General features: G+C 39.2%; 13 protein-coding genes and 1 pseudogene. 3 read left to right on the forward strand and 11 right to left on the reverse strand.

The features are described 5' to 3' along the window. Positions 1-220: 220 nt before the first annotated feature. The 3 genes from ACDZ28_RS24650 (at position 221) to ACDZ28_RS24660 (ending at position 4,058) form a co-directional block, all read left to right on the forward strand. Positions 221-1,201 carry a lipocalin-like domain-containing protein gene (locus tag ACDZ28_RS24650; RefSeq protein ID WP_375103026.1) on the forward strand — a complete coding sequence of 327 codons (981 nt, stop codon included), beginning with the start codon at positions 221-223 and terminating at the stop codon, positions 1,199-1,201. Between the two features lie 102 nt (positions 1,202-1,303). Beyond that, entirely contained in the window at positions 1,304-2,785 is a 1,482-nt protein-coding gene (locus tag ACDZ28_RS24655; protein WP_375103027.1) for a DHA2 family efflux MFS transporter permease subunit, read from the forward strand. Positions 2,786-3,152: 367 nt separating this feature from the next. Further along, positions 3,153-4,058 carry an alpha/beta hydrolase fold domain-containing protein gene (locus tag ACDZ28_RS24660; protein WP_375103028.1) on the forward strand — a complete coding sequence of 302 codons (906 nt, stop codon included), beginning with the start codon at positions 3,153-3,155 and terminating at the stop codon, positions 4,056-4,058. A gap of 1,077 nt (positions 4,059-5,135) precedes the next feature. On the opposite strand, the gene ACDZ28_RS24665 is transcribed toward ACDZ28_RS24660, so the two are convergent. From ACDZ28_RS24665 to ACDZ28_RS24715, 11 genes and pseudogenes are all read right to left on the reverse strand, one after another. Continuing rightward, positions 5,136-5,663, reverse strand: a complete 528-nt coding sequence (locus tag ACDZ28_RS24665) for a putative immunity protein (protein WP_375103029.1) — start codon at positions 5,661-5,663, stop codon at positions 5,136-5,138. Positions 5,664-5,667: 4 nt separating this feature from the next. After that, positions 5,668-7,554 (reverse strand): asparagine synthase (glutamine-hydrolyzing), encoded by a 1,887-nt coding sequence (gene asnB, locus ACDZ28_RS24670; RefSeq protein ID WP_375103030.1) that lies wholly within the window; start codon positions 7,552-7,554, stop codon positions 5,668-5,670. A gap of 148 nt (positions 7,555-7,702) precedes the next feature. Beyond that, positions 7,703-8,641 (reverse strand): alpha/beta fold hydrolase, encoded by a 939-nt coding sequence (locus ACDZ28_RS24675; RefSeq protein ID WP_375103031.1) that lies wholly within the window; start codon positions 8,639-8,641, stop codon positions 7,703-7,705. A gap of 278 nt (positions 8,642-8,919) precedes the next feature. Continuing rightward, positions 8,920-9,144, reverse strand: a complete 225-nt coding sequence (locus ACDZ28_RS24680; RefSeq protein ID WP_042128064.1) for a DUF896 domain-containing protein — start codon at positions 9,142-9,144, stop codon at positions 8,920-8,922. Between the two features lie 61 nt (positions 9,145-9,205). Continuing rightward, entirely contained in the window at positions 9,206-9,622 is a 417-nt protein-coding gene (locus tag ACDZ28_RS24685; RefSeq protein WP_231573785.1) for a MarR family winged helix-turn-helix transcriptional regulator, read from the reverse strand. A gap of 146 nt (positions 9,623-9,768) precedes the next feature. Beyond that, positions 9,769-10,865 (reverse strand): annotated as a pseudogene (locus ACDZ28_RS24690) (ATP-binding protein). Between the two features lie 83 nt (positions 10,866-10,948). Further along, positions 10,949-11,587 (reverse strand): ABC-2 transporter permease, encoded by a 639-nt coding sequence (locus ACDZ28_RS24695; RefSeq protein ID WP_375103032.1) that lies wholly within the window; start codon positions 11,585-11,587, stop codon positions 10,949-10,951. A 17-nt stretch (positions 11,588-11,604) separates the two neighbouring features. Further along, positions 11,605-12,240: an ABC-2 transporter permease gene (locus tag ACDZ28_RS24700; protein WP_375103033.1), complete on the reverse strand. Its 636-nt coding sequence runs from the start codon at positions 12,238-12,240 to the stop codon at positions 11,605-11,607. Next, positions 12,233-13,102: an ABC transporter ATP-binding protein gene (locus tag ACDZ28_RS24705; RefSeq protein ID WP_375103034.1), complete on the reverse strand. Its 870-nt coding sequence runs from the start codon at positions 13,100-13,102 to the stop codon at positions 12,233-12,235. The genes ACDZ28_RS24700 and ACDZ28_RS24705 overlap by 8 nt, the downstream gene beginning before the upstream one ends. Further along, positions 13,099-13,479, reverse strand: a complete 381-nt coding sequence (locus ACDZ28_RS24710; RefSeq protein WP_375103035.1) for a GntR family transcriptional regulator — start codon at positions 13,477-13,479, stop codon at positions 13,099-13,101. Before ACDZ28_RS24710 ends, ACDZ28_RS24705 begins: the two co-directional genes overlap by 4 nt. A 159-nt stretch (positions 13,480-13,638) precedes the next feature. Beyond that, entirely contained in the window at positions 13,639-14,316 is a 678-nt protein-coding gene (locus ACDZ28_RS24715) for a succinylglutamate desuccinylase/aspartoacylase family protein (RefSeq protein ID WP_341113086.1), read from the reverse strand. Positions 14,317-14,385 lie beyond the last annotated feature (69 nt).

Genomic DNA, 14,385 nt, shown 5'->3' on the forward strand with positions numbered 1-14,385 from the left:
ATGATAAGTAACTACTGAGTTGAAATCAATTAATTAATTTTTCTTGATAAACAACACATTTTTCACTAGTGTTGCGCATCTAACATCTTGCTGGAATCTGATGGTTGTTACCTATTATAGCAAATAGTAAACTGTACTCATGCAAGATAAACAACACGTGTATGGAGGTTATTCCTTCAGACACTAAGCCTAAAGAACATAATTTGAGGAGGAATTTACAATGAAAGTCGTCCCTTATATTGAAGGCAATCACAGTACATTTGAGGAAGAATGGAACATCCATGAGAATTGTTCAGAATGGTGGTATTCGACGGGTTATTTCAATGATGTTCAGGAGCGGCTGTATTCCTTTCAATTTACGTTATTAAGAGTTAACGCGCCGGCTCAGAACCCACATATCATTATGCTCGCATTGACCGATTTTACTACAGGCAAACACCACTATTTCCAAGATTTCGTACCTACTGGTGAGGGAGTAGTGATCAACGAGTCCACTGTCGGCTTTGGTGAAATTGCATCTTTTGTGAAACAAAAAGAAGGTATGCGATTCACTGCGAAGACTGAAGATTATTCTCTGGATCTCATGCTCGATTATGGCAAAGGCGCATTTTGGCACTGTGATAATGGATACCTAAAGATGGGGATCGATGAGCCGAAACAGACTACCTACTATTACTCCTACACTAATATGCCTACCTCTGGTAGCCTGACGCTAAATGGTGAACAATTGGCTGTTACGGGGAAATCGTGGTTTGATAAGCAGGGTGGCACTTACAATATAAGCGATCCTAGATGTAACTGGGAATGGTTCTCTCTTCGTTTCTTTGACGATGAAGAAATTATGCTGTTTACCTTCCCGCAAAATGAATATATCGACGGGACCTATATTAGTAAGGACGGAATCAGCTCCAGATTGAATGAATACACAATTACCGCGACAAACTTTATTCATCCGGATGGAACAACAAAGTATTCGAATGAGTGGAAACTGACGCTACCTGGATTAAAAGAGCAGAATTATTCCATCAAGCCTCTTCTGGAGGGCGGACAGATGAATATGGGATACTTTGAGTTGTTGGCCGGAATTTACAACGAGCAAAATGAGAAGGTTGGACTCTGCTTTGTTGAGCTGCTGCCTGGCGCTCGCAATATCGGAGCTGAGGGAGGATCTCAAAGTTTATTGTTTTCGAAATCGAAGTAGTCTCAGTGTGGGTTGATTGACACCCATTATGATGCACCTCGTGCAGGAAGAACTATGCGGGGTGCGCATTTTTGAAAGTGTAAAGGAAAGGAAGCCAAAACAATGTCTCGTTCGAGAACTAATAGCGGAACAATAAAAAAGGGACCTATAATGTTGGTATTGATCCTAGGTGCATTTATTACATCATTAAATCAAACTTTGATGGGTGTTGCGACACCACAGCTCATGCTTGACTTTCATATTACAGCGGCAACTGCTCAATGGTTAACCACCGGTTATTTGCTGGTGAATGGCGTTTTGGTTCCAATCACCGCCTTTTTAATGTTGCGATTCACAATTCGTGAGCTTTTCCAGGCGTCTATGATTGTATTTTTGGCAGGTACAGTTGTCGCTGCACTCGCCAGCGGATTCACCGGCTTGTTAATTGGACGACTCATTCAGGCGGCAGGTGCAGGTGTTATTATGCCACTATTGATGAATGCAGCTATAAAGATCTTTCCTCCCGAAAAAAGAGGTACGGCCATGGGCATGGTCGGGTTATCGCTTGTTGTTGCTCCGGCGATAGGACCAACGCTTGCGGGTTATATTCTCGATAACTATTCCTGGCAAACGATGTTTTACGCGATGATACCTGTCGCTATTCTAATCATTATCTTCGCATATATCTATCTTCAGGATATCGCTGAACGTGTGAACACTAAGCTTGATATTACTAGTGCAATACTCTCGACCCTTGGTTTTGGCGGCTTGTTGTATGGCTTAAGCCGTGCGGGTAGCCTTGGTTGGTCAAGTGCCGAAGTGCTCGCAACTATTTTTGCCGGGGTTGCCGCATTAGTCATTTTTGTATGGAGGCAGTTGAAATCAAGGGAGCCACTGCTGGACTTAAGGGCTTTCAGATATAACATGTTTTCGTTGACGACACTGATTATGGTCGCTGCCACCATGGTGATGTATGCCGATATGATGCTGCTTCCGTTATACTTGCAGAATATTCGCGGTTACTCTGCGCTAGATACGGGACTGTTGCTTCTTCCTGGTGCACTCTTTATGGGATTACTAATGCCAATTGCGGGAAAACTGTTTGACCGGTTTGGAGCGAAATGGCTGGCCATTATCGGAATGCTGATCACGATTGCAACTACCTTTGCGTTTATTGATTTGACTGCCTCCACCAGCTTTACGTATCTGATACTGATATCGACATTACGACGTCTGGGAATGGGTTTATTGTTAATGCCGGTTCAAACCACAGGTCTCAATCAGCTGCCGGAGAGTCTGAATACGCACGGTACGGCGATCAGCAACACCGTACGACAGGTCGCCGGAGCGGTAGGGACATCTCTTTTAGTAACTGTAATGTCTAACCGTACCAGTATACATGCACAGAATTTAATCTCCACTGCAGCGGAAAAAGGTTGGACACAAGACGTCCTGATCAAGGAAGCCTCCATTCAGGGGATAAATGATGCCTACTTTGTTATTGCTATCATTGGAATCGTAGGGTTATTGCTTTCGTTCCTGATCAAGAAAGTACGGCAAGCTTCTGAAGTAGAGGCGAAGGTTGTGAAAGTCCAGCCTAATTAAAGGAAATGCATTATGGGATCGTATCCTGATGGTTAGATAGAGATTCCACAGCGTTTATGTGTAGCTTATCAGTCAGCTAATAATTTAGTTGACTGGTGGTTGTAGCATAGGAAATCCTGAGAGGGTGTGGCTACAACCTAGCTGTCACCCGTTGATGGCCCTAAGCAGCCGTATTTAAAAATTGTTGATCTGTTATATTCATCAAAAAGAGTTGTTCTAGGTGGAGTGAGTACTCCGAAAATACCCAGCTTATTTGTAGGTAATTTAGGCTCGAAATCACTAAGATAACAACACATCTATGAATAATGCGTTGGTTTTTACATGATTCAAACGAGTGGGTGATCAAATATGAGAGGATGAATTTAGATTGAAGATAAAAGGAAGAAGCTTCGTAAGTTTTGTGATGGAGACTGTGTTTAAGTGCATACCCCTCACTGATAGAAGAGACGCAGAGAGCTTTAAGAAATCATTACAAGCAAGTAGTCTTCCATACACACTTCCAGAAAAGTACCGTTCCAAATATGGGGTTAAAGAATTTGATGATTTTTCTGATACATTCGTAATCAACCCAGAAGACAATTCAAGCGATTTAACTATCTTCTATCTTCATGGAGGAGGTTATTGGTCACAACCGCTCTCTTTTCATTTTAAGTTTTTCCAGAAGGTATCACAAGAATTGCAGGCCCAGTTTATTTTACCTGTTTACCCAAAGGCTCCATCATTTCATGCAATAGATGTGCATAAAATGATCATGGAGCGGTATTTGTACTTGATACACGATAAAGGTATACCAGCTGATAAAATTTTTTTGATGGGAGAATCTGCTGGCGGCGGCCTAGCGTTATCGTTTTTGCAGGTCCTGAAGGAACAGAATATCCCAATGCCGAAACAAGCAATTTTAATATCTCCTTGGATGGATGTGACGAATACAAATCCTGCAATGGCAGAAATTCAACCCCATGATCCACTGCTTAATATTGAAAGTCTTGGTTATGGTGGAATCATATATGCAGGCGACTTAGATCCTAAGAACCCATTGGTAAGTCCTATATATGGAGACATTGAGGGTTTACCCCCGATAACTGTATTTTCAGGTACACATGACATCTTACATGCAGATATATTGAAGTACTCTAAAATCGCTTCAGAAAGAGGGGAGGATGTCACTCTATATACTTATGAAAAAATGAATCATTGTTTTGTAGGTTTTCCTATCCCAGAGGGAAAAAAAGCATTAGGAATAATTAAAAGAATTATTCGTAATACTATATAGCTAATACACATTAATTAGATATTAATTCCATTTGCCCTCCATACAGAATGTCTATAAATGAAAACGGTGATTTAAAAATGATTCAAAAACAATGGTCATATCGATTTGGTCTAGTATTTTTTATGAGTGTAGAAAATATGCCGATAATGTATTACAGCATGGAAAATAATAAACTGGGATAAGATACTCATGAGCACAGAGGCTAATTTCAAAATTGTTTTTAAATACTAAGAGATTATAATTGATTAAAATTAAGAGAGCTGAAGGCATAAACATCAAAATGCTTCATGAGAATACAAACAAGACAATAATTACTGAACATCAATACCCAAAACATTGTTTAAGAAAAAAGAGCGCCATTTCAAAAATTAAATCATACGTCCCGGCACGAATTCTTTGATTACCCAAAAGATTTTGAACTGAGTAATTTCGCAGGTTCATATATAAAGAAGCATGAATATAGAAAACTACTCATTAAGAGTTTTTTTCTGGCTCGAACAGGATTTTTGTCGGCAAGGGGACCATGTTCTTGTAGGGACTATGTTCTTGTACACCGACAATTATCCACTAATTAGAAGTGCTACTTGTTCAAATACCTTAGTCCTTTAATGAGAAATGGGGAGCATACAAATCGGACGGTACATTTATGTAGGTAACTTTGTGTCATTTATGTAGGCAACTTTGTGTCATTGTACAATAGACTTGTAGTCATAACTAAACAGGGGCATTTTCTAACTCATAGACATATGTACAAAATACGGGTTTTGTGAGGAAGTATTGTATAAATAAAAGGAACCAGCCATTTTGATCTATAATATTGCTGATTTAGATGTCCATTATTCATTATCAATGTAATGTTCCAAACTGTATTCATCGCTTCCCTTTTATGAACCAACATTTAATCTTTTCTTTTTTTTATAGAACTCGAATGAACTGTAACAAGTATAAAACTTTACGCACTTAACTTTTACTGATTGTTGTATATCATTTACGTAACCCTCTAATATAAATAATGTTAATCATTACCATTAATTTCGAAAAGCATCCTCATACATGTTCATTCTTATCGCTTCAATTTTAAAGCAACTCTTCAGCTATACGTAATTGTCTTTCCCGTTCCTTAGTGGCCATCGCCGCTACTGATGATTTATTGGATATGTAATTTACCAATTTAACTGCATAGTCACTGCTAACCATAGCATGTCCTCTCATATGTCCAGATGCAACGGCTTGTGCAAAAGAACGAGCAGCATACTTACTAGCCTCTGTTGTGGACTCTTTCGCCAATTCATTGACTATAAATCCAACCTTTCTTAAGTCAAAAGCTCTGATATCACCATTTATGCGTTTTTCTAGTGTTTCTATTCCTAAAGTAATTCGAGGGTCATTTACAAGTTGTTGGTCCAAATGATCCAGATGTTCAAGAGCTACGTTCAGTGCCCATTTGGCCAGGAACTTCTGTGGTAATTTTTCAAGCGTTTCCTCAATTTGATTTCTTAATTCAATGTTATCTACAATCTTTATCTTTGGACTACTGTACGAAAATCCATATTTTTCTTTAATTTTCTGTTCATGGTTATTCCATGCATATTCCTCAATATTCAAACAATCACTCCCCCATTACAACACGGCGCTGTTCAATTGCTTCAGATCTTCTTTTATAAAAAGAGTACCACACGGAAAAAATATAAATTAACCATATTCTACGTGAATAGTCACCTTTATTACTCTTATGCTGATTAAACATCTCTTCGACGATATTCATATTAAAGATTTCTTCAATACCGCTATAGCGTATTTGCTCAAACATTATATCCGAAATTGGGGTCTTAAGCCAATCACGAATCGGTACGGGAAATCCTAATTTTGGGCGATTCACAATAGCATCCGGAACGATTCCTTCCATAGCTTTACGCAAAGCAAGTTTTGTTGTTTTGTTGCCGATTCGATTGGATACAGGAATTTTACTAGCTGTTTCGAAAACCTCTTTATCTAAAAACGGTACTCTTAATTCTAACGAATGCGCCATGGACAGCTTATCTGCTTTTGACAAAATATCGCCAGGCAACCAAAAATTCATATCAATAAACTGCATTCTTGTCGTAGGGTCTAGGTGTACTGTCTTATCATAAAAAGGCTTAACGATATCCGTGGGATGTAAAAAGCTATTTTGAGCGTGTATCGATTCGTGGAGCAAGTTCATCTTTCCGCTTTTGTTAAAGATATTAGCATTACCGAAAAAACGTTCCTCTAAAGGTGTCAGCCCCCGAAGTAAATAGTTCTTTCCATAAAAATGATACGGATATATAGACAATGATTTACGTAACGAATCCTTTATGAAGTTGGGCATCCATGTGATGGGTCTTAATGCATCTGGTTCTTTATAGATTCTGTATCCTCCGAATAATTCATCAGCGCCTTCCCCTGATAGGACAACCGTTACATGTTCTTTTGCAAGCTGATTAAGATGATAGAGCGCAATGGCGGAAGGATCCGCGACAGGCTCATCTAGATGCCATACGGTCTTCGCTATACTCTCAAAAAAGTCTTTTGCCGATAGGATGTGGAAATAATGATCTGTCCCCAGCTTGGCTGCGGTTTGATTGGCAATGATCGTTTCATTGTTCACCCCTTCAAATCCAATCGAAAAGGTCTTTGTTGATTCTTCTGCTTTCATCATCGCAGCTATAGCTGTGGAGTCAATTCCACTAGACAAAAAACACCCTCTATTCACATCACTTTGTAAATGAAGGTTTACTGACTCTTTCAATTTCCACTGAATTTCTTCCGCATAGTCTGCTAAAGATCGTTTTACCGGATGAAAATGGGGCTCCCAATATTTCTCGATCTTCATTTCACCATCCGAGTTAACAAATACACGCTCTGCAGGTCCTAATTTATGAATATGTTCAAACATCGTATCCGGTTGCGGCACATACTGAAAAGTTAAGTAGCTAAATAAACTTTGATACTGTAGCTTTCTGGGCACCCCTTGCACTGCAAGGATGCTTTTGATTTCCGAAGCAAATAAAAGGTTATTCTCATCTTTGTAATAATAAAAAGGCTTGATGCCAAAATGATCTCTAGCAGCAAAAAGAGTCTGTTCCTTAACATCCCAAATCGCAAAACTAAACATTCCGCGTAAATGATGGACACAGTCCTTACCATATTCCTCAAATAAATGCACGATAACCTCTGTATCTGATTGCGTTTGAAAGTGGTGTCCCTTTTGCTTAAGCTGATCTCGTAGTGTTTTATAGTTATAGATTTCACCATTAAAAACAATCCAAAGGGTACGATCTTCATTCGTCATCGGTTGATTGCCATCACGTAAATCTATAACGGATAATCTACGAAATCCGAGCCCAATTCGAGAATCAAGCCATACACCCTCATGATTAGGACCTCGGTGGTTCATTGCCCCTGTCATTTGTTTTAAGGTTTCTTCATGTGGGGGTTGTCCATTATATTTTAATATTCCTGCTATTCCGCACATACGATTGTAGTCCTTCCTATACTAAAGATTAAGGATTAGAATGCCCACAATTGCATTGATCAATCATCATTTTTTATTGCATGTCATTCATATAAAAAAACGTCGAACAATTCATTAAATGAATCGTTCGACGTTTTCTCATTCACTCTTATTTTATTTCACTCATGAAGCTTCTGAAATTCTCCACGATTTCTTTTGATCGGGTATGGTGCAAATAATGATCGCCTTCAAGCAGCATCATCTTCCCATGTAAAGAATCTTTGATCTGTTCTTCATGTAAAGCTTCCCAGCCTTCAACATCCGAATTATCTTTTACTAAGAAGAAGATTACAGGCAGATCTTTGGGGAACTTTAAAGTTTCAGCGGCATTGAAGTTGCTCGGGAAATGATCTGCTTCGCTAATGATGTTTGGGTTCATCATGTTTTTAAGCGTAATCATCCTATTTTGCTCTTTGGTTTCATCATCAACACCTGGTGGTGTAATGATTTGATCAGGCGAGAGTTTAACCAGCAATCTGAAGATGCCTGATTGTTTAAGTGATTTTAAGGCTGCAGTTGGAAGCTCCTCGCCTGCTCCTTGTGCCGGTACACTGCTGTCAATCCCCACGAATGCACTAACTTCGTTTTTGTATTTGTTCACATAGTCTAGACTGTAAATGCCGGATATAGAGTGCCCCATCAGAATATAACGGTCTATATTTAATTGTTGCAAGCATTCATGTACTTCACTCACAATATTTTCAATACTTCGTTCTTTTTCAGTGATATCACTTAACCCATAACCAAAAGGCTCAATGACAACCACTCTGTAAAATGGAGATAACTCGTCAACTAATGGCTTAAAATCAATACCTGGCGCTGCAGTTCCGTATCCTGGTAATAATACGACCGTCTCTTCACCATTTCCATGAATCGTGACGTTCATGTTCTTCCCGTCTACAGGTACAAGCTGACCATAGGGCTCGATTTTACTTTTCTCCAATTTGTTGCAGATCACATTGACTGTAAAAACAATGGCTAGAAATAGCACTATAGCTATGGCTATTACTCCAATTGCTTTAAGTAAAAAGAAAAAGGCATTTTTCATCTGTTAAATCCCGCTCCCCCACTTATTTATTTCTTCTCATCTGTCCATTTCATTGTAGCAATGCAGTCTTAGATCCTGTGAAACACAAGATTAATTGGACCTTAACTTTCAGCATCAGCTAACGAAATTCAATTAAGCTTCCGTTAAGATAACTGTTATAATTATGTTCCCTATTCCGTTCATGGATAACAAAAAAAAACCTTTAGAGATTCGCTAATTAGCCCAAAGGACCATTCAACGATAATCTAAAGGTGTACATTCACTTCAATAGATAAGGATTAGTTCAAGCTTTCTTTACGCGACAAACGAATCTTTTCAGGCGTAACATCATTTCCCTCAGGATCTACAATTGTCACTCCTGAAAGACTGTTACGAACTTGTCCACGTATTTCACGTAGGTAATCTTCACGCAAAGCGATCTGCTCGACCCATTCACTTTTTGTCAGGCCTTCTTCACGTTCTTTCCTGGCTAGTTCATTAATACGAGTCAAACTGTTAATCATCTATATTCCTCTTTTCTAAGTTTTGATTAGCTTGCTAATGGATGTGAGGCGCAGTTCCAGGTTAAGATAAATTATTCGCCATTTGTTTCATAAGCCTTCTTAATAATAAACGTTCTTCGGGTAGAATTCCTGTTAATAATTTATCCAGTTGCTTATTCCATATACGTTCTACAGGTTCACACAGATTACGTCCGGCTGAAGTTAGATACACTCGGCTTACTCTGCCATCTTCAGAATCTCTTTTTCGAACAACAAACCCATGATTCTCAAGTGATTTCACCATATTCGTGATCGTTGGAGGCTCACAATTCAGACTTTCACTTAACTGTATCTGTGTCATTCCATCTGATTTCCATAACCGGCATAATAACTGTTCTTGACCTACATGAAGATTATATTCTCTAAGCAGCGCAGCATAATCTCTACGCATTTCCGCTGAAATTATATCCAGTAGTTCTCTTATCTCATCTTCAATCACAGCTTGTTCCCCCGAGCCACTTTACAAATTAATTAGCAAGCTAATTATATCATGTTTTTAAGAGGATTTCAAAGGTTGACGATCTTTTGCTATCCCCCACCAACGAATCCTCTTTAGTTTGGCACTTTATGATATAAAAATGGTCTTCAATTACTGTTTTGCGGAAGCCGTACTTCAAAGATTGTCCGTACCACACTGCTATGCGCAGAGACGGTCCCATTATGCTGCTCTACTATATTTTTAGTAATAAACAAGCCTAGTCCTGTACTTCCTGTTGGATGTGTTCGTGCACGATCACCCGTGTAAAACATATCAAAAATACGTGGCAGCTCTTCCGGCTCAATACAATTTCCATAGTTAATTACTTCAACGACTACCTCGTTAGCGTCCAAGAACCGTGAATATCAACAAATTGACCATCGCTTCCGTATCGGGCCGCATTTGTAAGAAGGTTCTCAAATACACGTGCTAACAATTCCCCGTCACCGTAAATCATCAGAGGTTGCGTCATATCCAATCTGGAGGTTAGGCCATTTTTCTCAAAGACTGGATATAATTCTTCATTTAATTGTAAGAGAAGCTCACTGAGATCAATCGAGGATTTCTCAAGCTTAAGCTTGCCATAATTCATTCTTGTAATTTCAAACAGCTCATCAATCAATTTTTCTAAACGTTGAGATTTGGTATAAGCAATCGTCGTGTAATGCCTGGTCTGTTCAGGGGTTAATTGATTGTCTTTCAAAATAAAATCCAAATAGCCGATAACCGAGGTTAGGGGTGTACGCAAATCATGCGCCAGGTTCAACACGAGTTGATCTTTACTGCTCTCGGCAATGTCTCCCCGCTCAATAGCTTCTTGCATATTCTCAATGGCTAGATTGAGATCTTGTCCAATCATCCCAAATTCATCTTTGGAGGGAATATCGACTCGTTCTGTGAAATCACCTGACGCAAGCTGATGAATTCCCTTAGAGATCTCCTTGAAGTATCTTGCATACGGCTTAGTGAATAAGAAGAAGAATAAGATGGCTAATGGGACAAAGATAATTAAAAATGTATTCACATCTCCAATATCTCTTATTACATAGCGAACTTTGGTTAGTGGATTCTCAAACTTCACCTCAGAGTGATAATACCGCTGGAGCGCTTTATAGATTAAAAAGGTTATTCCGCCGGATACTAGCATACTGGCAGCCAGCAGCATTATCATTTTTGTACGAAAACTATAAATCATTTTAGGCATTGGATGTATACCCTTCCCCTACAGTATTTATCTTTGTAGTGATAATGGTATATGAATTCAATCTAAATCTCAAATCATTAGAATCAGAAATCCTTTTTTTCAAAAATCCGCAATGAAATAAGATAAGAACAACTAAGTAAGAACAAGTAAGCCAGTCCTAGTATGATATAAAGAATAAAGCTAGACTTCACACCAAAACTCTGCCAGTTCTCTAGGTCAGGAAACCATTGAATCAAACTTCCGATCACGTTCGGACCAACCATTATAATCATCATAAATACGAGATTAACAACTTGCGTGCCTTTAGCCCCTAACCAGTAATGAATCGGTAAATAAAGCATGGCGAGGAGTGGAAAAATAGATATCGCAATACCAACCTCTTGCCAAAAATAAGGAGTTACTTGTTTACCTGTCATAATAATCAGAAGATACGTAAAAGCAGTTGCTGACAGCCCAACAAGCGCATATGGAAGGATTGAGAAGTATTTGGCACGGACAAGCTCCTGTCTCCTTACAGGGAGATTAACGAGAAACCGTTGCGTCGACTGCTGAGTATCCATAGAACAAGAGCTGATCAATAACAGCATAGGTGGCATGACCGTAAATAAACTGAAGCTATGATAGTTTGAATAAGCTATAAAGATAAAGAAAGGGATTAGCAGCATCAGAAATTTACGCAGAAGAATGAAGTCTTTTTGAACAAGATAAAATGAATGATACACTTTAAGTCCTCCTTAGCTTATAACTCTTCTTTGTTAAACAATCGTAGTGAAATCTTATATGAGAAGTACAAGATGAATAGATAAACGATCCCTATCAAACCAATCGGAACCAGATGATCTTGCAGCTTTAAATGGGTTATTGTTGAGAAAACTGATGAATTTGAGAGTGAAGATCCAGCGTTTAGGGTGGTTATCGTTATAACTACATTAAAAAGGATATTGAAGTAATAGTTTTTGTAACCAAGCCAATAATGAATCGGCAAATAAATAGACGCAGTCAAAGGAATCATAAGTAACGTTAAAGATACCCCTATCCAATAAACCGGGCTAATGGAATATCCAAATGAAGGGGAAATCAGAAACAAAGCTAAAGAGCAAACCAAACCAATGAAACAATAAGGAACAAGTGATAAGTATTTAGCCAAGACAATCTCTTGCCGTCTAACTGGTAAACCTATCACAAACTTTGTGTTGTTATTCTGTGCATCCATAGAACAGGAGTATACGAGCAACAGCAAAGATTGAAATGTAGCAAACATGCTGGAGTTATCCAGTTGAACATATGCGATGAACAAGATACTTAAGAGAAAGATAGGAATGAAATTCCGCAGGAGGATAAAGTCTTTTCTAATCAGCAAAAAGAGATTAAACATACGAAGCGTTTCCCTTTACCGTAAAATACATGATTTCTTCCAGGGTAGGTGTTTCGCATATGGCATGATCTCTAAAGAAGCGTTCCCCTTCTGAGCGATTGTTCAGAAGACCCTCGAAACCAACCTCCGTCTCTCTAAGCCCAATGAACCATTTTCGTACATCTCGATCAAGTAACTCCTTGTTACCTTTTATCAGCATGTATTTGTTAGGTAGAGATTCTTTCATCTCATTAAAAACTAGTCGCCCCTCATTCACAAAAACAATATAGTCCGCGATCCGGTCCAAATCCGTCGTATTATGCGTGGAGAAAAGAATAGACTTCTTCTCATCCTGAATATGCTCACTAAGCAGATCAAGCAGTTCTCTTCGGAATATAGGATCAAGACCTGCAGTAGGTTCATCCATAATAAGTAGATCTGCATCATGTGATAAGGCAATGGCGAGCGAATACTTCATTTTCATTCCTTTGGAGAGCTCCTTAATCTTTTTCCGCGGGGAAAGCTTGAACATCTCTATGTATTTCCTATACGTTTCTTGATCCCACCGACTATAAAAAGGAGCAATCATCTTACTCATCTGATCTATGGTTAATTGATCGTAAAAATAATTCTCATCAGAAACATACCCAATTCGATCTTTGTATTTTGCGTTCTTTATGGATGTTTCTTTGCCAAAAATCTTGATGCTTCCTTGGCCGGGTTGTACCATACCCATCATCATTTTAATTAAAGTTGTTTTTCCGGCTCCATTGGGTCCTATCAGCCCCGTTATATATCCTTCCTTAATACCGAACGTAAGTTCGCATAGGCTAAAATGGCCATATTTTTTAGAGATTTGATTCAATTGAATGACTTCTTTCATTCTGTCTCCTCCTCATAAAGCAATTTCAACATCTCACTAAACTCAGTAAAATCAATCCCTAACATTTTACTCTCGTCGATAATTTCCTTCATTTTGTTCTCCATGATCCGTAACCGTTGTTCCCGAATAAACTCCTGATCTGCACCAGAAACAAAGGAGCCTTTTCCCACAATAGAATTGATAAGACCTTCTCTCTCCAGTTCTTCGTAAGCTCGTTTCGTTGTGATTACGCTAATCTGCAGCTCTTTGGCTAACAGCCGAATAGAAGGTAAAGGCGTGCCTGAGACTAACTCTCCTTGCAGGATCATCTGGCGGATCTGACTTACAATCTGTGCATAGATGGGTTCACCGGAAGTGTTGGATATTAATATGTTCATGAACTCTTGCCCTCACTCCTAGTTTATGTGTAATCAATGTATATATGTAATATATACACTATACTCATTGTTGTCAATGATCTTTCAAGTCAACAAAAACAAGCCGATTCCCATGATCTCAGGATCAGCTTGCTTGTCATTCAACGTGTCTAATCATCATCACATCAACCCAGCACTTCTTAAAAATCGGCTAACAATATCTATCTGATAGCGAATACGAAGGTCACGATCAAGACTCCAGCAGGTTTCCACAGTAAATGCCTTCGCTCCTAAAATACGAGAGACGGCTGCACGCGATGATCCGGGACGCTCTCGTAAACGGATATTAAAATGATAGGATGTATTAGTGATCGTACGGTTAATGTCTTTTATGATACGTCTTGCTGTAGCCGTACCTTGGCTCCCCGGCTTAATGATGATAGTCTGACCGAGCCGCTTAAGATTTCTTTGAGACAAACCATTAGCTTCATGGAGATCAAGGTACCAGGTAGGCCGATAACGCCGTACTAATTGAAGCAAGGCTACGGATAACGGATGTTTGGCAGATGCATATGGAGTACGTGGAAACGTTCGGTTCAAATCCGGTACGCCTCGAATTCGTTTGCGATAAGCTTTTTGATTCATGAGAGGAACAATTATAAGAGTCCCCCTGTAAATATATAGTTCTCCTTGTCTTAAGCGATTCACGAGGTTTTGAGCGGCACGAATGCTTGCCGTTTCATTCCCGTGTATGCCGGACACCACCATAAACACAGGACCAGGGAGCCCGCCTCTGATCACATAATAAGGGGTGGCATGGGATGTGGACGATGCTAAAGTATAACTCTCAATGATCATCACGCTTCACCTCCGCATTTAGGTGTCCATATATGTGTATTCCGATGTCCCCCAGTTGTCCTAGACAGA

The sequence above is a fragment of the Paenibacillus sp. RS8 genome, assembly GCF_041956825.1.
In the GTDB taxonomy this organism is placed as follows: domain Bacteria; phylum Bacillota; class Bacilli; order Paenibacillales; family Paenibacillaceae; genus Paenibacillus_AQ.

Bases quoted from the DNA above. Each gene is read 5' to 3' on its own strand.
- ACDZ28_RS24710 (WP_375103035.1), bottom strand. From the start codon at position 13,479: ATGAACATATTAATATCCAACACTTCCGGTGAACCCATCTATGCACAG.
- ACDZ28_RS24700 (WP_375103033.1), bottom strand. From the start codon at position 12,240: ATGTTTAATCTCTTTTTGCTGATTAGAAAAGACTTTATCCTCCTGCGG.
- ACDZ28_RS24675 (WP_375103031.1), bottom strand. From the start codon at position 8,641: ATGAAAAATGCCTTTTTCTTTTTACTTAAAGCAATTGGAGTAATAGCC.
- ACDZ28_RS24650 (WP_375103026.1), top strand. From the start codon at position 221: ATGAAAGTCGTCCCTTATATTGAAGGCAATCACAGTACATTTGAGGAA.
- ACDZ28_RS24655 (WP_375103027.1), top strand. From the start codon at position 1,304: ATGTCTCGTTCGAGAACTAATAGCGGAACAATAAAAAAGGGACCTATA.
- ACDZ28_RS24705 (WP_375103034.1), bottom strand. From the start codon at position 13,102: ATGAAAGAAGTCATTCAATTGAATCAAATCTCTAAAAAATATGGCCAT.
- ACDZ28_RS24680 (WP_042128064.1), bottom strand. From the start codon at position 9,144: ATGATTAACAGTTTGACTCGTATTAATGAACTAGCCAGGAAAGAACGT.
- ACDZ28_RS24715 (WP_341113086.1), bottom strand. From the start codon at position 14,316: ATGATCATTGAGAGTTATACTTTAGCATCGTCCACATCCCATGCCACC.
- asnB (WP_375103030.1), bottom strand. From the start codon at position 7,554: ATGTGCGGAATAGCAGGAATATTAAAATATAATGGACAACCCCCACAT.